The organism is Micromonospora sp. NPDC049359 (assembly GCF_044466585.1).
Taxonomy (GTDB): Bacteria; Actinomycetota; Actinomycetes; order Mycobacteriales; family Micromonosporaceae; genus Micromonospora.
Genome location: NZ_JBITMW010000019.1, coordinates 22,540 through 41,624, shown reverse-complemented (window position 1 = coordinate 41,624; position 19,085 = coordinate 22,540). Strand labels below are relative to the sequence as shown.

Annotated in this window: 18 protein-coding genes; 11 read left to right on the top strand and 7 right to left on the bottom strand. The window is 72.3% G+C overall.

Annotation, left to right across the window (positions count from 1 at the left end; genetic code table 11):
* Positions 1 to 26 precede the first annotated feature (26 nt).
* Entirely contained in the window at positions 27 to 473 is a 447-nt protein-coding gene (locus tag ACIBTX_RS31375; protein ID WP_363660830.1) for a DUF4240 domain-containing protein, read from the top strand.
* Positions 474 to 675: 202 nt separating this feature from the next.
* Complete coding sequence (locus ACIBTX_RS31370; protein ID WP_363660831.1) at positions 676 to 1,353, top strand: M23 family metallopeptidase; 678 nt, start codon at positions 676 to 678, stop codon at positions 1,351 to 1,353.
* Here ACIBTX_RS31370 and ACIBTX_RS31365 read toward each other — a convergent pair.
* The 5 genes from ACIBTX_RS31365 to ACIBTX_RS31345 form a co-directional block, all read right to left on the bottom strand.
* Complete coding sequence (locus ACIBTX_RS31365) at positions 1,274 to 2,455, bottom strand: aminotransferase class V-fold PLP-dependent enzyme (protein WP_357393027.1); 1,182 nt, start codon at positions 2,453 to 2,455, stop codon at positions 1,274 to 1,276. The genes ACIBTX_RS31370 and ACIBTX_RS31365 overlap by 80 nt on opposite strands.
* A 44-nt stretch (positions 2,456 to 2,499) precedes the next feature.
* Positions 2,500 to 3,543 carry a tyrosine recombinase XerC gene (locus tag ACIBTX_RS31360; RefSeq protein WP_357393029.1) on the bottom strand — a complete coding sequence of 348 codons (1,044 nt, stop codon included), beginning with the start codon at positions 3,541 to 3,543 and terminating at the stop codon, positions 2,500 to 2,502.
* A 128-nt stretch (positions 3,544 to 3,671) separates the two neighbouring features.
* The gene (gene dprA / locus ACIBTX_RS31355; RefSeq protein ID WP_363660832.1) at positions 3,672 to 4,868 is read right to left on the bottom strand and encodes a DNA-processing protein DprA; all 1,197 of its coding nucleotides are present in this window, start codon (positions 4,866 to 4,868) and stop codon (positions 3,672 to 3,674) included.
* Complete coding sequence (locus ACIBTX_RS31350; RefSeq protein WP_357173308.1) at positions 4,865 to 6,385, bottom strand: YifB family Mg chelatase-like AAA ATPase; 1,521 nt, start codon at positions 6,383 to 6,385, stop codon at positions 4,865 to 4,867. The genes dprA and ACIBTX_RS31350 overlap by 4 nt, the downstream gene beginning before the upstream one ends.
* Positions 6,386 to 6,412: 27 nt before the next feature.
* Complete coding sequence (locus tag ACIBTX_RS31345; protein ID WP_363660833.1) at positions 6,413 to 6,772, bottom strand: YraN family protein; 360 nt, start codon at positions 6,770 to 6,772, stop codon at positions 6,413 to 6,415.
* Positions 6,773 to 6,955: 183 nt separating this feature from the next.
* Here ACIBTX_RS31345 and ACIBTX_RS31340 point away from each other — a divergent pair, with 183 nt between their 5' ends.
* From ACIBTX_RS31340 to frr, 5 genes are all read left to right on the top strand, one after another.
* Complete coding sequence (locus ACIBTX_RS31340) at positions 6,956 to 8,092, top strand: hypothetical protein (protein WP_396833363.1); 1,137 nt, start codon at positions 6,956 to 6,958, stop codon at positions 8,090 to 8,092.
* Positions 8,093 to 8,427: 335 nt separating this feature from the next.
* Positions 8,428 to 9,348, top strand: a complete 921-nt coding sequence (rpsB, locus tag ACIBTX_RS31335) for a 30S ribosomal protein S2 (RefSeq protein ID WP_357122240.1) — start codon at positions 8,428 to 8,430, stop codon at positions 9,346 to 9,348.
* A gap of 134 nt (positions 9,349 to 9,482) precedes the next feature.
* Positions 9,483 to 10,310: a translation elongation factor Ts gene (gene tsf / locus ACIBTX_RS31330; protein WP_357122243.1), complete on the top strand. Its 828-nt coding sequence runs from the start codon at positions 9,483 to 9,485 to the stop codon at positions 10,308 to 10,310.
* 162 nt (positions 10,311 to 10,472) lie between these two features.
* Positions 10,473 to 11,240: a UMP kinase gene (gene pyrH / locus ACIBTX_RS31325; RefSeq protein WP_110562390.1), complete on the top strand. Its 768-nt coding sequence runs from the start codon at positions 10,473 to 10,475 to the stop codon at positions 11,238 to 11,240.
* Positions 11,241 to 11,295: 55 nt separating this feature from the next.
* The gene (gene frr / locus ACIBTX_RS31320; RefSeq protein ID WP_204943784.1) at positions 11,296 to 11,853 is read left to right on the top strand and encodes a ribosome recycling factor; all 558 of its coding nucleotides are present in this window, start codon (positions 11,296 to 11,298) and stop codon (positions 11,851 to 11,853) included.
* A gap of 82 nt (positions 11,854 to 11,935) precedes the next feature.
* Here the strand turns inward: frr and ACIBTX_RS31315 are convergent, their stop codons facing one another.
* Positions 11,936 to 12,379, bottom strand: coding sequence for a hypothetical protein (locus tag ACIBTX_RS31315; protein ID WP_357122247.1), 444 nt, complete (start codon positions 12,377 to 12,379; stop codon positions 11,936 to 11,938).
* A 432-nt stretch (positions 12,380 to 12,811) separates the two neighbouring features.
* On the opposite strand from ACIBTX_RS31315, the gene ACIBTX_RS31310 reads away from it, so the two are divergent.
* The 3 genes from ACIBTX_RS31310 to ACIBTX_RS31300 all read left to right on the top strand — a co-directional run bounded on the left by ACIBTX_RS31310 (position 12,812) and on the right by ACIBTX_RS31300 (position 16,855).
* The gene (locus ACIBTX_RS31310) at positions 12,812 to 14,272 is read left to right on the top strand and encodes a phosphatidate cytidylyltransferase (RefSeq protein ID WP_357173314.1); all 1,461 of its coding nucleotides are present in this window, start codon (positions 12,812 to 12,814) and stop codon (positions 14,270 to 14,272) included.
* Between the two features lie 104 nt (positions 14,273 to 14,376).
* Positions 14,377 to 15,534 (top strand): 23S rRNA (adenine(2503)-C(2))-methyltransferase RlmN, encoded by a 1,158-nt coding sequence (rlmN, locus tag ACIBTX_RS31305; RefSeq protein WP_357122252.1) that lies wholly within the window; start codon positions 14,377 to 14,379, stop codon positions 15,532 to 15,534.
* A 31-nt stretch (positions 15,535 to 15,565) separates the two neighbouring features.
* Positions 15,566 to 16,855: a DivIVA domain-containing protein gene (locus ACIBTX_RS31300; RefSeq protein ID WP_357122255.1), complete on the top strand. Its 1,290-nt coding sequence runs from the start codon at positions 15,566 to 15,568 to the stop codon at positions 16,853 to 16,855.
* A gap of 87 nt (positions 16,856 to 16,942) precedes the next feature.
* On the opposite strand, the gene ACIBTX_RS31295 is transcribed toward ACIBTX_RS31300, so the two are convergent.
* A complete protein-coding gene (locus ACIBTX_RS31295) occupies positions 16,943 to 17,167 on the bottom strand; it encodes a DUF2631 domain-containing protein (protein WP_007456591.1) in 225 nt (74 codons plus the stop codon).
* Positions 17,168 to 17,365: 198 nt separating this feature from the next.
* On the opposite strand from ACIBTX_RS31295, the gene ACIBTX_RS31290 reads away from it, so the two are divergent.
* Positions 17,366 to 18,946: a Rieske 2Fe-2S domain-containing protein gene (locus ACIBTX_RS31290; protein WP_357173316.1), complete on the top strand. Its 1,581-nt coding sequence runs from the start codon at positions 17,366 to 17,368 to the stop codon at positions 18,944 to 18,946.
* Positions 18,947 to 19,085 lie beyond the last annotated feature (139 nt).

Here is a 19,085-nt window from a genome sequence, read left to right as displayed (position 1 = left end):
TGGTCGACGATTGGTTGAGGATTTCGATGCTTGCAGACGAGGAATTCTGGCGGCTCGTGGCGGTGCTCGGCGGCCAGCCCGAAGTCCAGGACGACCGGCCGTACGAGCGGTTGACCTCCATGCTGTCGGACGAGCCGGTGGAGCGGATCATCGATTTTGCTGAGACGCTCGCCTTCAAGCTCTATCAGTTGGACCGTCGGGTGCTCGCTCAGGCGGTCCCACCGGGCGCTGATCAACTGACTGAGGACGGCTTCCTGTACGCGCGCTGCGCGGTGGTGGTGGCGGGGCCCGCGGCATTCGATGCCGTGTTGGCCGATCCGGCGGCGTTCACCCGCTTCACCACCGTCGAGGCCGCGCACGCGGATTCGATCCTCGACGTCCCCTCGAACGCCTATCAGAGGCTGACCGGGGTGGAGTGGGACCACGTCGAGGAGTACGACTACGAAACCGGTTCCAACGAACAGTGGTGGTGAGCTGACCCGGGCTCGTCCGAGGATGTCGGGTAGGTGAAAGGGCCTACCCGACGCCTCGGCGAGCCCGGCACGCACAGCAGCTCCCCAGCGCGGCATAGCAGATCATCGGCGCCTCCGGGTGGTCGTCCACAGGGCCGTCTGTTGTCCACAGCTTCGCTGGCCGGGCTGGCGGACGACCCGGCCCCGGGCCGAGGCTGCCGGCATGCGATCGCCATCCGCCACCCGTCTCGGCTCGAACCTCCGTACCGTGCTGCTCTGCGCGGCGTTCCCCCTCGCTCTGATCGTGCAGCTCTGCGGTTTTGCGGTACTTGTCGCGTCGGTGCCCGGTCTGCCACCGACGCCGACCGTGCCGATCGCGTTCGAGCCTCCCGCTCCCACCGAGCGCTTCCGCTGGCCGCTCGACGGGCCACCGCGACTGGTGCGCCGCTTCGACCCGCCACCTGAGCCGTGGCTGTCCGGCCACCGGGGCGTCGACCTGGCCGCCTCGGCTCAAACCGTGGTCCGCAGCGCCGGGCCGGGCACCGTCCTCTTCGTCGGTCTGGTGGCCGGCCGACCGGTGGTCACCGTGGGGCATGCCGGAGGGCTGCGAACCACCCACGAGCCCGTGCGACCCGGGGTACGCCCCGGTCAGGCGGTCGCCGCAGGAGCGCCGCTGGGCGAACTGCTGCCCGGCCACCCCGGTTGCCCGGCCGACGCGTGCCTGCACTGGGGCCTGCGCCGAGGTGCGGAGTACCTGGACCCGCTCGCCCTGCTCGGCCTCGGCCCGGTGCGGCTCCTCCCGCTCGACCCGGTGCGCGGGGTCAGCGCTGGGCGAGCAGCGCCGGCAACCGGGTGGCCAGCCGCTCGTACTCGTCGGCGGCGTTGTAGACCTGGCCGGTGAGTCGCAGCCACCCACGGCCGTTCCAGCTCATCACCGCCACCTCGGCGGCGAGCCGCTCGCCGATGCGCGTCTGCAACGCCCGCGCCGCGTCGATCGTGGTGCCCGTCCCGGCCGGCAGCGGGATGAGACGCAGCGACACCCCCGGTCCGCCGGGGTCGGGCAGTTGGGCGGGGGGCACCCCCAGAGCGTCCCCCACCACCCGCTGGCCGTACGCGGCGAGCGCGGCGTTGTGTTCCCGTACCCGGTCGACACCGAGGCTGCGCAGCGTGAACAGCCCGGCGGGGGCAGCCAACCACGAGGTGTAGTCGAGGGTGGCCTGCCATTCGACCCGGGCCGGGAAGCCGGACTCCTGCTCCCACGAAACCACCAGCGGCTCGATCCGCTCGCGCCACTGCGGGGCGACCGCCAGCAGGGCGGTGCCGCGCGGCGCGTACCCCCACTTGTGCAGGTTGCCCGCCCAGAAGTCGGCGCCGATGCTGGCGACCGTGATGGCGAGCATCCCGGGGGCGTGCGCGGCATCCACCAGGACCGGCACACCGTTCTCGTGGGCCACCGCCACGATGGCGGCCGTCGGGAAGAGCTTTGCGGTGGCCGAGGTGAGCTGGTCGACGACGAGCAGCCGGGTCCGTCCCGGGCGCAGGCCGGCCCGGATGGTCTGCACGATCTGCTCGTCGCCGGCGTCCAGCGGAATCGGCAGCACCCGGCTGACCGCGCCGGTGCGGCGGCACTCCCGCCCGATGGCCAGACTCACCGCCCCGTACCCGTGGTCGGTGCTGACGATCTCGTCGCCGGGTCGCAGGCCCATCGACTGGAGCACCACGGCGACGCCGGTGGTGGTGTTGCCGATCAGCGCGCTGCCCTGCGGGTCCGCGCCGAGGAACCCGGCGAGGTGCCGCCGGGTGTGCGCGAGCCGATCGACGAGCCCCTGGGTGAAGAAGCGCAGCGGGTTGGCCTCCATCTCGTCGCGCAGTCGCTGCTGGGCGCGCTGCACGCCGATCGGCACCGCGCCGAACGAGCCGTGGTTGAGGTGGCTGACCGCCGGGTCCAGGGAGAACAGCAGGCGGGCGCCCGGAATCGGCTCGGGAGGCTGCGGGACGCTCACCGGATGATCGTAACCGTCGGGTGGTCCGACCGGCCCGCCAGTGATCAGGCGCGGGGGTGCGCCTGGCGGTAGGCGGCGCGCAACCGCTCTACCGACACGTGGGTGTAGATCTGCGTGCTGGCCAGCGACGAATGCCCGAGCAGTTCCTGCACGGCGCGCAGGTCCGCGCCGCCCTCCAGCAGGTGGGTGGCGGCGGAGTGGCGCAGCCCGTGCGGGCTCGTCCGGGGCAGGCCGGCGGCCTCGGCGTACCCGCCGACGATCTGACGCGCCGTGGTCGGGTTGAGCCGACCGCCGCGGGCCCCGAGTAGCAGCGCGTCGCCCGAGTGCGGGGCGACCAGCGCGGGGCGGCCCCGCCGCAGCCACTCGTCGAGCGCCCGCTGCGCCGGCACGCCGTACGGCACCGACCGCTCGCGGCGGCCCTTGCCGAACACCCGGATCACGCGCCGGGCGTGGTCGACGTCCTCGACGTCCAGCCCGCACGCCTCGCTGACCCGTACGCCGGTGGCGTAGAGCAGTTCCAGCAGCGCCCTGTCGCGCAGCGCCACCGCCGCGTCGGTGGCTCCGTCCGTCGTGGGCTCCCCGCCGGGGGCGGACCCCGTCGCGGGCGTGCCGTTTGCGGGCGATCCTGTCGTGGGCGTGCCGGGTGCGGTTGCCGGGTGCCGGGTCGGCGCCTCCAGCAGCGCGGTGGCCTGGTCGGCGCGCAGGACGCCGGGCAGCTCCCGGTGCGCGCGAGGGCTGGCCAGCGCGGCCCCCACGTCGGCGGCGAGCAACCCGGCGCGGTGTGCCCACGCGCTGAACGCCCGTGCCGAGGCGGCTCTGCGCGCCAGCGACGTACGGGCGGCGCCGGTGGTCCGCTGCCGGGCCAACCAGCTCCGCAGGACCGACAGGTCGACCTCGCCCAGGTCGCGGCAACCCATCCGCACCGCGTGGTCGAGCAGCGCGACCACGTCGGTGACGTACGCGCGGACGGTGTGCGCCGACCGGTTGCGAACCTGGGAAAGGTGCCTGGCGAAGTCGTCGACCGCGTCCCGCAGCGGCGGTGGCAGGTTCTGATGAGTGGCCCGGGTGCCCCGGGCGGACCGGCTCACGGCCGCCGCGCCTCTCGCGGCGTCACCGATGCGGTCCGCCGGGCGGCACGCGCACCTTCGCTGGCAGCAGGCACGGCACCAGCGTACGGCCGAGGGTTGTGCTCCGCCGGCCACGTCGGCGTCCGCGTCTACCGGCGGTCGGCCGGACCCTTGGGTTTGTCGACCGGGGCGAGGGCGTAGCCGTCGTCACGTCGTACCACCATGGACAGTTCTTCGAGCAGGGACAGTTTGCGTAGCGCGGTACGCACGTCCAGACCGGCGCGGGCGGCGAGCTTGTCCACCCCCCGTGCGCCCCGGCGGGGCAACGCCTCCAGCACCGACCGGGCGTCGTCGTCCAGGTCGTCGGTCGGCCGCTGCGGGCCGCGGGCCAGCGGGGCCAGGTCCGCGCCGATCCGGCCCACCTCATCGAGCACGTGTGCGACACCGGTGACCAGTCGGGCCTTTTCGTTCTCGCGCAGCAACTCGTGCGCGCCGACGGACATCGCCGAGGTCACCGGCCCGGGTACCACCATGGCCACCCGACCGGTGTAGATGGCCCGCCGGGCGGTCTGCGTCGCTCCGCTGCGCGCCGACGCCTCCACCACGACGGTGCCCAGCGTGCCGCCAGCGATCACCCGGTTGCGGATCAGGAACCGGGGCCGCAGTGGCTCGGCGCCCGGCGGCCACTCGCTGACCAGCAGCCCGGTGTCGGCGATCCGGTCGAAGAGGGCGGTGTTGCCCATCGGGTACGGCCGGTCCACCCCGCAGGCCAGCACCGCCACGGTGCGGCCCTCGGCGTTGAGGGCGCCCCGGTGGGCGGCGGCATCGATCCCGAACGCGCCACCGGAGACGACCGTCCAGTCCCGCTCGGCCAGCCCGTACCCGAGGTCGGTGGCCACGTGCTGGCCGTAGGCCGTGGCCGCCCGCGCGCCGACCACGGCCACCGAGCGCTCCAACGCCTCACCGAGCGGCCACGCGCCGCGTACCCAGAAGCACAGCGGTGGGGCGGTCTCCACGTCCACGCGACGGGTCAGGTCGGGGAGCCGCAGCGTGCCGAGATCAGCGACCCGGGCCGGCCACTCGTCGTCGTCCGGGGTGACCAGACGCGCGCCGAGTCGATCCGCCCGGTCCAGGGCCTCGTCCGCCGCCGCGCGGGCGTCGCCGGTCGACATCCGGGCGGTCACGGCGGAGGCCAGCCGCCGGTCGGGGCTGCCGCCGTCGAGCAGCAGATCCAGCGTCGCCACCGGCCCCAGCTGCTCGACCAGCGCGTGCACCACGCGGGTGCCGGGCTCGGCCAGCCAGGTCAGCGCCACCCGGGCCAGCCTGCTCTGCTCGTCGGCGCTCATGCCGTCTCTCCTGTCCGTAGCTGGGTCGCCTCTCGGACGTCCTCACGGTCGGGCCGATCCCGTCCGTCCAGGTCCGCGATGGTCCAGGCCATCCGGATCACCCGGTCGAAGCCGCGCGCCGAGAGCGAGCCGGAGTCGAGCCGGGCGCGCAGTTCGGCGGTGACCAGCGCCGGTAGTCGCCAGGGCGGGCGGCGCAGGAACGGGCCGTCCACCTCGGCGTTGAGTCGCCGTCCGAGGCCGGCCCAACGGGTGGCCGCCGCGCCGCGTGCCGCCGCGACCCGGGCGGCGACGGTGGCCGAGGACTCGACGTCACCTCCGGACGCCATCAGCTCCGCCGCCCGTACGGGCATCAGCCGCACCTGCACGTCGATCCGGTCGAGCAGCGGCCCCGACAGCCGGCCCAGGTAGCGGCGGCGGGCCACCGGCGTGCACTCGCAGTACGCGTCGCCGGACGGTTTGGCGCACGGGCACGGGTTGGCGGCCAGCACCAGCTGCGTCCGGGCCGGGTACTCGGTGCCGCCACCGCTGCGGCTGAGCTGGATGCGGCCGTGCTCCAGCGGCTGGCGCAGCGCCTCCAACGCGCCCTTGCTGAACTCGGGGGCCTCGTCGAGGAAGAGCACCCCGCGGTGGGCGAGCGACACCGCGCCGGGGCGGGCCAGCCCGGAACCGCCGCCGACGAGCGAAGGGACGGTCGCCGTGTGGTGCGGCGCCTGGAACGGCGGACGACGCAGGAGCCGACCACCCGGTGGCAGCAGCCCGGCGACCGAGTGCAGGGCGGTCACCTCCAGCGCCGCGTCGTCGTCCAGCTCCGGCAGGAGCGACGGCAGCCGCTCGGCCAGCATGGTCTTGCCGGCCCCCGGCGGGCCCAGCAACGCGAGGTGGTGCCCGCCCGCCGCGGCGACCTCCAACGCGCGCCGGCCCATCTGCTGTCCGGCGACCTCGGCGAGGTCGGGGCCGCCGGTGATCGGCGCCGGGGTGTCCGTCGGTGGCTCGATCAGCGGGCTGCCGTCACGGACGAAGGTGACCAGCCGGTGCAGCGTGTCCACCGCCCGTACCCGGACGCCGGGGATGACGGCGGCCTCGGCGGCGTTGTCGGTCGGCACGATCACGCGCTGGATACCCGCCCGTGCCGCCGCGACGACCATCGGCAGCACGCCGCGTACCGGCCGGACCGTCCCGTCCAGGCCCAGCTCGCCGAGGATCACCACGTTCTCCAGTGGCAGCAGTGGCAGCTCGCCGGAGCCGCCCAGCAGCGCGGCGGCGATGGCCAGGTCGAATGCCGAGCCGAACTTCGGCAGCGTCGCGGGCAGCAGGTTCAGCGTGATGCGCCGGTTGGGCCACCGTTGACCGGAGTTGACGACGGCGGCCCGGACCCGGTCGCGGGCCTCGTGCAGGGCGGTGTCCGGCAGGCCGGAGATCACCACCGCCGGCAGGCCGGCGGCGAGGTCCGCCTCAACCTCGACCAGGTGGCCGGTGACGCCGACCAACCCCACGCAGAGCACCTTCGCGTAGCTCATGACGCGTCCCCCGTTCGTCGGCGCATCTCAGAACGCGCCCTTGAGGTGGTCGATCCGCGCGGGACCGGTGTCGGGCAGACGTACCGACACCACGTCGAACCGCACCTCGTCGGCGCTCGTGCCGGTCTCGGCGAGCCAGCGTGCGGCGAGACCGCGCAGGCGGCGGGCCTTGGCGGGTACGACCGCCTCGGCCGGTGAGCCGAACGCGTCGCCCCGACGCGTCTTCACCTCGCAGAACGCGAGCACCGGCCCGTCCCAGGCGATGATGTCGATCTCGCCTTCCGGGCAGCGCCAGTTCCGGACGATCGGGCGTAGTCCCGCCTCGCTCAGGTGCCGGGCGGCGCACCGCTCGCCGTACGCGCCGACCGCCTGGTTCCGCTTCGTCATGGCCGCGACGGTGCCCCTCGGGGCACGAGGGCCGCGACCCCGAGAGCGCCCGCCTGTGGATGACGGTCGCTCTGTGGACGACCGGACGATCAAGCCCCTGCTGTGCTACGGCGCCAATTGGTGTCGATCAACCCGGCCGGGGCCAAATGGCGCGGGCCTGGCCCGTCGCATACGGTGCCTGACGTGGACGGACGACGGAGCTTTCCGGAAGATCAGGAGTCGCGCTGGTACCCCGACGAGCGGGGGCGCGGGTACGGCGAGCCCGAGTGGCGCGGCGCGGGTGAACCGCGATACCGCGACGGCGAGATCCCCGAGCAGCGCGGCGTCGAGGACGCCCGCTCCGTCGAGGACACCGGAGTCGGCCGACGCCGCGAGCCCGACCCGACCCGCCTGGGCGGCGCGTCAGAACCGGACTCGGGTCGTTTCGGCGCGGTGGACGCGGTCCGCTTCGGGGGTGCCCCGGAACCGGACTCCGGGCGGTTCGGTGTCGTCGACGCGCAGCCGGGGCGGTTGGGGGTCGGCGGGGCAGATTTCGGGCGTGTCCCCGATCCGCTGGGTGACGTCCGCACGGACGCGGACGGCTACCGGCCGACCCGCTCACGCAGGGCGGATCGGGACCCCTCGGAGATCTCTGGTGAGCTGCCCGGCCGCCGGGCCGCCCGAGAGCCACTGACCATGACGACGCCGGACACCGCCCGGGACGCCGGAATGGCCAGCGCCCGGGACGCCGGGCTGGTGACCGGCAGCAACGTCGGCCCGGCCCCCACCGCGGACGTCGGGCCGGCGGTCGCGCTGCTCGGTGGCCCCGGCCTGCCCGGGGAGCAGAGCCAGCCCGTCCCGCTGGCCGAGCAGAGCCGGCCCGCCCCGCTCGCCGGCTACCCGATCGTCGAGCCGACCCGGGGCGGCAGCGGGGAGCACCCGCATCCGTTGGATATGCCGACCGGCCCGATGCCGGGGATCGGCCCCCGCCCCGACCTGGGCGGGGGAGACGCGCCGGCGTACCCCCCAGCCCCGGACGGGGTCTACCGGACCCGCCGGCCGGCGTTGGCGGCCCTCTTCGCCCTGCTGACGTTGATCTTCGAGATCCCCGCGCTGCGGGTGTTGCTGGCCGGTGTGACGGGCGACCCGGTGGACGCGGGCAACGTCGTGGTGGGTATCTGCCTGGTCGCCGGGCTGCCGATCTTCGCAACCGGGCTGTACGGGCTCAGGACGGGCGGACTCGCGCTCTCCGACAGCGGCCGGGGTTGGCTGCGCCCTCCCACGGCGTACCTGACCGTCGGCCTGGTGCTCTTCGTCGCCGCGGCGCTCGCCGCCGGCTGACCCGCCGCCGTCCGCCCGGCGCGGCCGATGATCCACGCAACAACCAGGAAATAGTGGCCTCTGGTGACGCGGAGGCCACTATTTCCCGGAACTAGCGCGATCTTGTCCGGCGGCGCGGCACCCCGGCACGCCGAAACCGGGGAGGGGCGTACACTGGCCAACTGGCGACCGCCTCGCGCGGTCGACCTCGCGCGCCCTCTTCACGAATCGTCGTGTAGCGACGGCCTCCCTGGTCCCGATCTTGGTCGGGTCCACCATGGGCCGGCGACCAGGCGCCAGGACGCCCGGCCACCGGCCGGGCGTGACAACCAGGGATCTTGAGGAGTACCCACACCATGGCCGTCGTGACCATGCGTCAGCTGCTGGAGAGCGGTGTCCACTTCGGGCACCAGACCCGGCGCTGGAACCCGAAGATGAAGCGCTTCATCATGACCGAGCGCAACGGCATCTACATCATCGACCTGCGCCAGACTCTCGACTACATCGAGAAGGCGTACGAGTTCGTGCGTGGGACCGTCGCGGAGGGTGGCAGCATCCTCTTCGTCGGTACCAAGAAGCAGGCCCAGGAGGCCATCGCCGAGCAGGCGACCCGGGTCGGTCAGCCGTACGTCAACCACCGCTGGCTCGGTGGCATGCTGACCAACTTCCAGACGGTGTACAAGCGGCTCCAGCGGATGAAGGAGCTGGAGGCCCTTGGTGACCTGAGCGGCACCGCCGCCGGTTACACCAAGAAGGAGACCCTGCAGCTCTCCCGCGAGAAGATCAAGCTCACCCGCACGCTGGGTGGTCTGCGGGACATGCAGAAGCTGCCGGCCGCGGTCTGGATCGTCGACACCAAGAAGGAGCACATCGCCGTCGACGAGGCCCGCAAGCTGGGCATCCCGGTGATCGCCGTCCTCGACACCAACTGCGACCCGGACGAGGTCGACTTCCCGATCCCGGGCAACGACGACGCCATTCGCTCGGCCGAGCTGCTGACCAAGGTCGTCGCCGCCGCCGTCGCGGACGGTCTGATCGCGCGTTCCGGCCGTCGCCGGGGCAACGACGAGAAGCCCGAGGGTGTCGCGAGCGACGAGCCGCTGACCGAGTGGGAGCGCGAGCTGCTCGAGCCGAAGAAGGCTGACGAGTCGGCCGCCCCGGCCGAGCAGCCGGCCGCTGCCGCCGCCGAGCAGCCCGCCGCCACCGAGCAGCCGGCCGCCGCCGAGCAGCCGGCGCAGGCCGCCACCGAGCAGCCGGCGGCCGCCGCCGCGGAGTGATCGCATCGTCGCCGCCCTGCCGTCCGTTTTCGCGGACGGCGGGCGGCGACGGTACGACGGGCACGTTCGGCCCGATTCCGGGTAACCGGCACCTCTGACCATCCACACGCCGACTCAACACCGAAGAGAGAGCCATGTCCCAAATCACCGCCGCGGACGTCAAGAAGCTCCGCGACCTCACCGGCGCCGGCATGATGGACAGCAAGAAGGCGCTGACCGAGGCCGAGGGCGACTTCGACAAGGCCGTCGAGATCCTGCGCGTCAAGGGCGCGAAGGACGTCGGCAAGCGGGCTGGCCGTACGGCCGCCAACGGTCTGGTCGCCCACTCCGGCAAGGCCCTGCTCGAGCTCAACTGCGAGACCGACTTCGTCGCCAAGACCGAGTCGTTCATCGCGCTGGCCCAGCAGCTGGTCGAGCACGGCGAGCGTTCCGGCGTGACCAACGCCGAGGAGCTGCTCGCCTCCGAGCTGGACGGCAAGGTCGTCGCGGACCTGATCCAGGAGCAGTCCGCCAAGATCGGCGAGAAGCTGGTGCTCAACCGGTTCGCCACGGTCGAGGGCACCACCGCGGTCTACCTGCACCGCAAGGCCCAGGACCTGCCGCCGGCCGTCGGCGTGCTGGTGTCGTACACCGGCAAGAGCGATGAGGCGGGCGACGCTGACGCCCGCGGCGTCGCGATGCAGATCGCGGCCATGCGGCCGAAGTACCTCAGCCGTGACGAGGTTCCGGCCGACGTCGTCGAGTCCGAGCGGCGCATCGCCGAGCAGACCGCCCGCGAGGAGAACAAGCCCGAGGCGGCCCTGCCGAAGATCGTCGAGGGCCGGGTGAACGCCTTCTTCAAGGACTACGTCCTCGTCGAGCAGGCGTCGGTGGCCGACAACAAGAAGTCGGTGAAGCAGGTGCTGGCCGAGGCCGGCATCGAGGTGACCCGCTTCGTGCGGTTCGAGGTCGGCCAGGCCTGAGCCGCCACCGGGCGCCACGCGCGCCCGTGGGCAGGAGACGTCGAACGAGGAGGCCGCCGGTGTACGTGACAGGCACCGCGGCCTCCTCGTCACATAGGGTCGGCAGCGGCAGGTTCGCGGTAACGCGTCGCCCGGGGCGTGCGCGTGGGGAAGGCGGGGCGGATGACGCAGGTTGTGAGTGACCGGACGCTGGCGATGGACGATCCGACGGCACCGCCGCCCGGACGGGCCCGCCGGGTGGTGCTGAAGCTCTCCGGTGAGGTGTTCGGCGGGGGCGCGATCGGCGTCGACCCGGACGTCGTGCAGGCCATCGCCCGCCAGATCGCCACCGTGGTCCGCCGCGGCGTGCAGGTATCGGTGGTGGTCGGAGGGGGCAACTTCTTCCGCGGCGCGGAGCTGCAGAAGCGCGGGATGGACCGCGCTCGCGCCGACTACATGGGCATGCTCGGCACCGTGATGAACTGCCTCGCGTTGCAGGACTTCCTGGAGAAGGAGGGCATCGAGACGCGGGTGCAGAGCGCCATCACGATGGCCCAGGTCGCCGAGCCGTACATCCCGTTGCGGGCGATCCGGCACCTGGAGAAGGGCCGCGTGGTCATCTTCGGCGCGGGCGCCGGCATGCCGTACTTCTCGACCGACACCGTGGCCGCCCAGCGGGCGCTGGAGATCCGCGCCGACGTGGTGCTCATGAGCAAGAACGGCGTGGACGGCGTCTACACGGCCGACCCGCGGATCGACCCGACCGCCAGCAAGCTCGATTCGATCACCTTCTCCGAGGTGCTGCGCCGCAACCTGCGGGTGGCCGACGCGGCCGCGTTCAGCCTCTGCATGGAGAACGGCCTGCCGATGCTGGTCTTCGGCGCGCAGGGTGACGACACCATCATCCGCGCGGTGGGTGGCGACAAGATCGGCACCCTGATCACCGCTTGAGCCTGACGACTTTCAGCAGAGCCCACGACGAGCACAGAAGGAGGCGAGGAGACCGGTGATCGACGACACCCTCCTCGAGGCCGAGGAAAAGATGGAGCGTGCTGTCGAGCACGCCAAGGAGGAGTTCGGCGCCATCCGCACCGGTCGCGCCAACGCCGCCATGTTCTCCAAGGTCATCATCGACTACTACGGCACGCCCACGCCGCTGACCCAGATGGCGTCCATCGCGGTTCCCGAGCCGCGGATGGCCATCATCAAGCCGTACGACAACTCGCAGATCAACGCGATGGAGAAGGCGATCCGCGACTCGGACCTCGGGGTGAACCCGAACAACGAGGGCAACCAGCTGCGCATCCTGCTCCCGCAGATGACCGAGGAGCGCCGCCGCGACATGATCAAGGTGGCCCGGCACAAGGGCGAGGAGGCCAAGGTGGCGATCCGCAACGTCCGCCGCCGTGGCAAGGAGGAGCTGGACCGGATCGTCAAGGACGGCGAGGCCGGCGAGGACGACGGTCGCCGCGCCGAGAAGGAACTGGACGACCTGACGCAGCGCTACGTCGCCAACATCGACGACCTGGTCAAGCACAAGGAGACCGAGCTGCTGGAGGTCTGAGGCCCGACCCGGCGTCCGCCGGATGAGCAGCCGATGCGAGGCCCGCCCCCGATCCGGGGACGGGCCTCGCGCCGTCCGAGCGTCAGCGGGGGATCCGGACGGTCCGGGTCGTCTCGGTCAGGGTCGTTCCGACGTACGCGTCGTGCAGTTCGAAGCGCACGGTGGCCCGACCCGGATGCAGTACCGGGTCGGCCCGGTAGAAGCCCATCGAGATGCTGGCGGTGCCGCCGTCACAGACGATCTCGCCGGCGCCGAGGCCGCCGGTGGCCCAGAAGGTCGGCAGGCCGTCCTGGGTCAGCGACGCCGACAGGAAGTACACGCCGGTCGGGCAGTTGCGCACCTCTCCCCGGGCGGTGGCGGCCGGGAACGCCGGCCCGGTGCCGTCGGGACTTCCGTCGTACAGGTAAATCTCGCTGGTGCGGTGGTCGATCCTGATGCTGGCGTTCGGTGTCGCCGCAGTGGCCGGTGAGGCCGCCGTCAGGACGAGGGCGGCCATCGTCAGCACCGCCAGGCTGATTCTGCGCACGAACGTTCCTTCCCCGCTGCTGTGGTAGAGACCGCCGGCGGACGCCGGCACCCCGACAGCCGACCACCGACGGGTGTTGCGGGTCATCCCCTGTTCGCCCGGATGCTCGGTCGGATAGGCGTCGATGCGTCTGCGGCGGGCGGGGTTGCTCAGGCCGCCGTGCGCCCGCCGCCGTCGTGGCAGCACGGCGACGCGACTCGCGGGCCCTTGCGCACCGTGACCCGGAGGGGCCCGGCGGTCACGGGTGCCATCGTCCGCCTCGCCCCGGCGGCGGGTGCAGTAGGCTCGTCAGGATTCCCGGCCACCAGCCGGTGCGTACCGGGAATCGACCGACCATCGGGGCGGTCGAGCCAGCGGAACACAGTCGCGCGTGTAGGGGATGCTTGTGGCCTTGCGTCATGTGGTGGTACTCGTGCCGCGTCGCGGTGCGTGATGTCCCACCCCGACCCCTACACCAACGAGCCGCGCGGCTGGGACCGGCCCGAGCGCCCGGCTGCCCTGCCCTGGCCCGAGCAGGAGCTTGAGGCGGGCCAGTGGAGCCGCCGGCCGGCCGCCGGGCCCGAGTTGTACGCCGAGCCCCGCACCCGGCCGTACGCCGATCCGCACCCGGCGGACCCGTACGACGAGCGCGGCCGGCCGGTCCTCCCGGACGACCGCGACCGCTTCGACGACCGGGATCGGCGCGACCGCTTCGACGACCGGGACCGGCGCGACCGCTTCGACGACCGGGATCGCTACGACGACGATCGGAACCAGCCCGACCCGTACGACGACCGGGGTCACCCCGGCCGCTACGGCGACGGCCCGCCAACGGGTGACGCGGTGCCACGTTATGCCGACCCCGGCGCCGGTCAGCGTTACGACGACGGTGACGTGCCACCGCGTTTCGACGACCGTGAGGTTCCGCCCCGCTTCGACGACGCTGCCGGTTTCCCGACGGCGCAGCTCGCGCCCATCGGCGCCGAGATCCTGCCGGACGACGACCCGATCACCGACCCGGAGCCGCCGGTGGGGCGGCGACCGAAGGGACGCCGACGGGCCAGCGTCGACCGACCGGCGACGCAGCAGGTGGGTACCGGACGAGCCGGCCGCAACCTGCCGGCGGCGATCGGTGTCGGCCTCGCCCTGGGCGCGCTGATCGTGGTGCCGTTGGCCGTCTATCCGCCGGCGTTCCTGCCGGTGATCGCCGCCGCCGTCGCCATCGGTATCTGGGAGATGGCTCGGGCGGTTCGGCGCAGCGGCGCTCACCCGCCGCTGGTGCCGCTGCTCGCCGGTGGTGTCCTGACGGTGGGTCTGGCCTGGTTCGCCGGCCCGGACGCGCTCAGCCTCGGGCTGTTGGTGACGGTGCTCGGCACGATGATCTGGCGGTTGGGTGACGGCCCGGCCGGCTTCCAGCGGGATCTGACCGCCGCCACCCTGATCGCCGTCTACGTGCCGTTCCTCGCCGGTTTCGCGGCGTTGCTGGCGGCGGCCCCCGACGACGGTCGGCTGCGCATCCTGGCCACGCTGATCGCGGTGGTCCTCTCCGACACCGGTGGGTACGCGGCCGGCGTCTCGTTCGGCCGGCATCCGATGGCCCCGTCCATCAGCCCGAAGAAGTCCTGGGAGGGGTTCGCCGGCTCGGTCACCGCGGCGGCGCTGGGCAGCGCCCTGCTGCTGTGGCTGATGTTCGACCTGGCCCCGTGGTGGGGCGCGGTGTTCGGGGTGGCCGTCTCCTGCGCGGCGGTCCTCGGCGACCTCGCCGAGTCGATGATCAAGCGGGATCTCGGTATCAAGGACATGAGCAACCTGCTGCCGGGGCATGGTGGCCTGATGGACCGGCTGGACTCGATCCTGTTCGCGGTGCCGACCGCCTACCTGTTGCTGGTGATCTTCGTGCCGGTGGCGGGGTGAGGCATGCGTCACCATGGCCGGAGCGCTGCCGACCGACGCTGGGGGCCGGTTCGACGCCTCCGGACGGGTGCCGAACGCTGCAGGCGTGACACACTGGACCGGCCATGACGAGTCTGCCGCTGATCCCCGCCATCTCGGACGCCCCCACCGCACGCCGGGCCTCCATGCCACCGCAGCACCTTGCTGACCTGGACCTGGCCGGCCGCCAGTCGCTGGTCGCCGGGCTGGGCGAGCCCGCGTTCCGTGCCAAGCAGATCTCCAACCACTACTTCGGGCGGCTGGTACGCGACCCGCAGGCGATGACCGATCTGCCGGCCGCGACCCGTGCGCGCCTGGCCGACGAGTTGCTGCCCACGCTGCTCACGCCGGTGCGTGAGTTGGCCTGCGACGACGGCGCGACCCGCAAGGCGCTCTGGAAGCTGCACGACGGCGCGTTGGTGGAGAGCGTGCTGATGGGCTACCCGGACCGGGTCACGGTCTGCATCTCCAGCCAGGCGGGCTGCGGCATGGCCTGTCCGTTCTGCGCCACCGGCCAGGCCGGGCTGACCCGCAACCTGTCCACCGCCGAGATCGTCGACCAGGCGGTCTACCTGGCCGGGGTGGCGGCCTCCGGCGCGGTCGCCGGCTCACCGCCGCGGCTGTCGCACGTCGTGTTCATGGGTATGGGCGAACCGCTGGCCAACTACAACCGGGTCATCGCGGCGATCCGTCGGCTGGTCAGCCCCGCGCCCGAGGGGCTCGGCCTGTCCCAGCGGCACATCACCGTTTCCACGGTCGGCCTGGTTCCGGCCATCCGCCGACTGGCCAGCGAAGACCTCTCTGTGACCCTTGCGCTGTCGTTGCACGCGCCCGATGATGATCTGCGCGACGAACTCGTGCCGGTAAACCAGCGCTGGAAGGTAGCCGAGGTGCTGGACGCAGCGTGGGACTATGCCGCCCGGACGGGCCGTCGCGTGTCCATCGAGTACGCAATGATCAAGGACGTGAACGACCAGCCGTGGCGAGCTGACCTGCTCGGGCGGCTGTTGGCCGGCAAGTTGACGCATGTGAACCTCATCCCGCTCAATCCGACCCCGGGCAGCCGCTGGGACGCGAGCCCGAAGCCGGTCGAGCGGGAGTTCGTCCGGCGCTTGCGCGACGCGGGAGTCTCCACCACCGTACGGGACACCCGGGGTCGCGAGATCGACGGCGCGTGTGGCCAGCTCGCCGCCGCCGAGGACACCGACACCTTCACCGACCGCGCCGACGAGGCACCGGCGTGACCGGGCGTGGCGAACGACACCAGGAGACATAGTGGCGAGTCAGGGTCAGCGTTTCCGGCGCAAGGCGGTTCGCCGGGGATACAAGGTCGACGAGGTGGACGCCTTCCTCGACCGGGTCGAGGCGACGCTCGACGGCCGACAGGTCGGTGCGCCCGTCGCCTCGCAGGAGGTCCACGACGTCGTCTTCCGGGTCCGCTTCAACGGCTATGACGAGTGGCAGGTTGACCTGCACCTGGACCGCGTCGAGCGACAGCTGGCCGAGTTGGAGGAGCGCAACAGCGCCGGACGCGGCGGCGATCCTCGGATGGGTGACCGGATGGGTCCCCCGGACCGGATGGGTCCGCCGATGCGCGACGACCGTGGCGGCATGGTCCCGCAGCCGATGCCTCCCCGCCCGATGCCCGCCCAGGCCGGTCCGCCGGCCGACCGCTACGGCCGGTACGACGAGCCCACCGGCGCCTTCGCCGGCGGGTACGACGCCCCCCGGGGTGGCTACGACGCGCAGCGCGGCCCTGGCCCTGGTGGCCCCGGTCCCGGCCCGGGGGGTCCCGGCCAGATGGGGCCCGGCGGCCCGATGGGTGGGCACGGCCTGCCGCCGCGTGGCCTGCCGGCCGGTCCGGGTGGGTACGGCCCGCCGGACGACCAGCGGATGCCGGGTGGGTACGGTCCGCCGGACGATCAGCGGATGCCCGGTGGGTACGGTCCGCCGGACGATCAGCGGATGCCCGGTGGGTACGGTCCGCCGGACGACCAGCGGATGCCCGGTGGGTACGGTCCGCCGGACGATCAGCGGATGCCCGGTGGGTACGGCCCGCCCGACGGTCCGCGAGCGCCCGGTGGCTACCCGCAGCCGGACGAGCCGCGCTTCGACGGCTTCGAGGCCGGCCGGCGGGCCCGCGCCGACATGACGGCCGAGATCCGGATGCCCGAGCGTGACCTGCGTGACCTGCGGCGCGGCCCGGGCGGTCCGCCCCCGATGCCACAGCAGGGCATCGGCGGTCCGCCGATGGCCGGCCCGCCCGCCGTCGCCGGTCCGCCGATGGGTGGTCCGCCGATGGCCGGCCCGCCCGGTAGCGACCTGTACCGGGTCGACCAGATCCGCCGCCGGTTCCAGGTCCGTCGATTCGGCAGCGGGTACGACCCGGACCAGGTGGACCAGTTCTTCGATTCCCTGCTCGGCGGCATGCAGCGTCGCAACCCGATGCCGGTCGACCCGAAGGACCTGGACACGCTCCGGTTCGGTCTGGTGCCCGGCGGCTACTTCGAGGCCGAGGTCGATGCGGCGCTCAAGGACGTGCAGGACATCCTGTTCGGGCGCTGAGCCGGAGGCGTACACGAACGAGGGCCCGTCCCCAGGTGGGGGCGGGCCCTCGACGTTTTTCGGCCGGTCGACCGGCGGACGGCTGGGTCAGGAGCGCAGACCGTTGCGGCGCAGCACGGCATCGCCGATCACGATGACCAGCAGCAGCGCGGCGAGGCCGACCAGCCAGATGTCCTCGACCCTGCCTTCGTGGTTGCCGCAGAACGCCATGACGACCAGCGCCAGCGCGGACAGCACGGCGCCGATGCGCCCCGACTTGCGGTGCCCGGGCTTGTGCTGGTCCGGCGACGTTACCGGCTCGCTTCCTGCCACTGTCGGTCCTTCCCTCGCGATCGGATCTTTGGTTAGTCTGGCACGCCTCCCGCCCGGGGCGGTGCGGTGGGGGTTTCCCGGCCGTACAGCCCTGCCCGCCCAGGCCGGACGGCTCTACGGGCGTCGAGGGGTGGCGGTCAGACTCACTCCGGTAGCGTTTGGCGTACACCTGATTGTCTGTTTGAGGGGGACTGTGCGGTGCGAGTGACCGGAACCGGGCACGCCAGCATGCGGATCGACACGGCCGCGGGCAGCATCCTGTGCGACCCGTGGGTCAATCCGGCCTACTTCGCCTCGTGGTTCCCCTTCCCGGACAATTCGCTGCTCGACTGGGAGACGCTGGGCCAGGTCGACTACCTGTACGTCTCCCACCTGCACCGGGACCACTTCGACGCGAAGCACCTGCGGGACCACATCTCGAAGGACGCCACGGTTCTGCTTCCCGAGTTCCCCACCTCCGAGATGGAGGACGAGTTCCGGGCGTTGGGCTTCACCAAGTTTCTGAAGGCGCCGAACGAGCAGGTCGTGGAGCTGCCCGGCGGCCTGAAGATCATGATTCAGGCGTTGACCAGCCCCACCGACGGCCCGATCGGCGACTCGTCGCTCTGGGTTGAGCACGACGGGGTGCGGCTGCTGAACCAGAACGACGCCCGCCCCACCGACCTGAGCGTCTTCGCCGAGCTGGGGCACGTGCACGCGCACCTGCTGCAGTTCTCCGGGGCCATCTGGTACCCGATGGTCTACGAGCTGCCGCAGGCGGCGAAGACCGCGTTCGGCAAGCAGAAGCGCGACCGGCAGTTCGACCGGACCTGGCGCTACATCGACGACCTGAAGGCCGATCACGTCTTCCCGATCGCCGGCCCGCCGTGCTTCCTCGACGACGAGCTGTGGCAGTTCAACGACATCTTCGGCGACGAGGGCAACATCTTCCCCGACCAGTCGGTGTTCCTGTCGGAGTACGCCAAGGTCGGCGGCACCAACGGGATCGTGTTGCTGCCGGGCAGCGTCGCCGAGGTCACCACCGAGGGCGCCAGCACCACCCACCCGGTGCCGGTCGAGGAGTTCTTCGCCAACAAGGTCGCCCACCTGGAGGAGATGCGGGAGCGTAAGCGCCCGATCATCGAGGCGGAGAAGGCATCCTGGCGGCACCCCGAGGTGGACGTGCTCGGCGAGATGAAGCGCCGGATCGAGCCGCTGCTCGACGAGTCGATCTACCTGGCCAAGGGGGTCGGCGGTCCGGTCCGTTTCGACCTGGTGGGGTACGACGGCGAGAGCGTCGAGTCGATCGTGGTGGACTTCCCGGGCAAGGAGGTCCGGCCGTACGCGGACGAGAAGGTCCGGTACCGGTTCCGGACCGAGCGGTCGCTGATCGAGCACCTGCTCTTCATCGACGAGGTGGACTGGGTCAACTCGCTCTTCCTGTCCTGCCGGTTCTCGGCGGCGCGGATCGGCCAGTACAACGAGTTCGTCTACGCGTTCTTCAAGTGCCTCTCCGAGGAGCGTCTCCAGTACGCCGAGGGCTGGTACGACGAGCACGAGCGCAGCACCGACGCCGAGGACATCACGTTGGGCGACTGGGTGGTGCAGCGCCGCTGCCCGCACCTGAAGGCGGATCTGACCCGCTTCGGCATCGTCGATGGTGACCAGCTCACCTGCCAGCTGCACGGTTGGCGCTTCGACCTGCCCAGCGGCCGCTGCCTGACGAGCGTCGGCCACAAGGTGAGAGCCCACCGCGTGGACGCGGAAACCCCCGCCCCCGCCGGCGAAGCCCTGAGCTAACCCCGCCCCCGCCCCCGCCCCCCGCGTCGATCATGAACTTGTGGTGCCCGTTTCTCCCCATTAAGTCGTCTCTGTTCACCACCACAACTACATGATCGACGCGGCCGGCCGGCCGGCCGGCCGGGGGCGGGGCGGCCGG

Coding starts and splice junctions, on each gene's coding strand:
- tsf (WP_357122243.1), top strand. CDS start 9,483: ATGTCCCAAATCACCGCCGCGGACGTCAAGAAGCTCCGCGACCTCACC.
- ACIBTX_RS31350 (WP_357173308.1), bottom strand. CDS start 6,385: ATGAGCTACGCGAAGGTGCTCTGCGTGGGGTTGGTCGGCGTCACCGGC.
- ACIBTX_RS31370 (WP_363660831.1), top strand. CDS start 676: ATGCGATCGCCATCCGCCACCCGTCTCGGCTCGAACCTCCGTACCGTG.
- ACIBTX_RS31375 (WP_363660830.1), top strand. CDS start 27: ATGCTTGCAGACGAGGAATTCTGGCGGCTCGTGGCGGTGCTCGGCGGC.
- pyrH (WP_110562390.1), top strand. CDS start 10,473: ATGACGCAGGTTGTGAGTGACCGGACGCTGGCGATGGACGATCCGACG.
- ACIBTX_RS31310 (WP_357173314.1), top strand. CDS start 12,812: ATGTCCCACCCCGACCCCTACACCAACGAGCCGCGCGGCTGGGACCGG.
- rlmN (WP_357122252.1), top strand. CDS start 14,377: ATGACGAGTCTGCCGCTGATCCCCGCCATCTCGGACGCCCCCACCGCA.
- dprA (WP_363660832.1), bottom strand. CDS start 4,868: ATGAGCGCCGACGAGCAGAGCAGGCTGGCCCGGGTGGCGCTGACCTGG.
- rpsB (WP_357122240.1), top strand. CDS start 8,428: ATGGCCGTCGTGACCATGCGTCAGCTGCTGGAGAGCGGTGTCCACTTC.
- ACIBTX_RS31345 (WP_363660833.1), bottom strand. CDS start 6,772: ATGACGAAGCGGAACCAGGCGGTCGGCGCGTACGGCGAGCGGTGCGCC.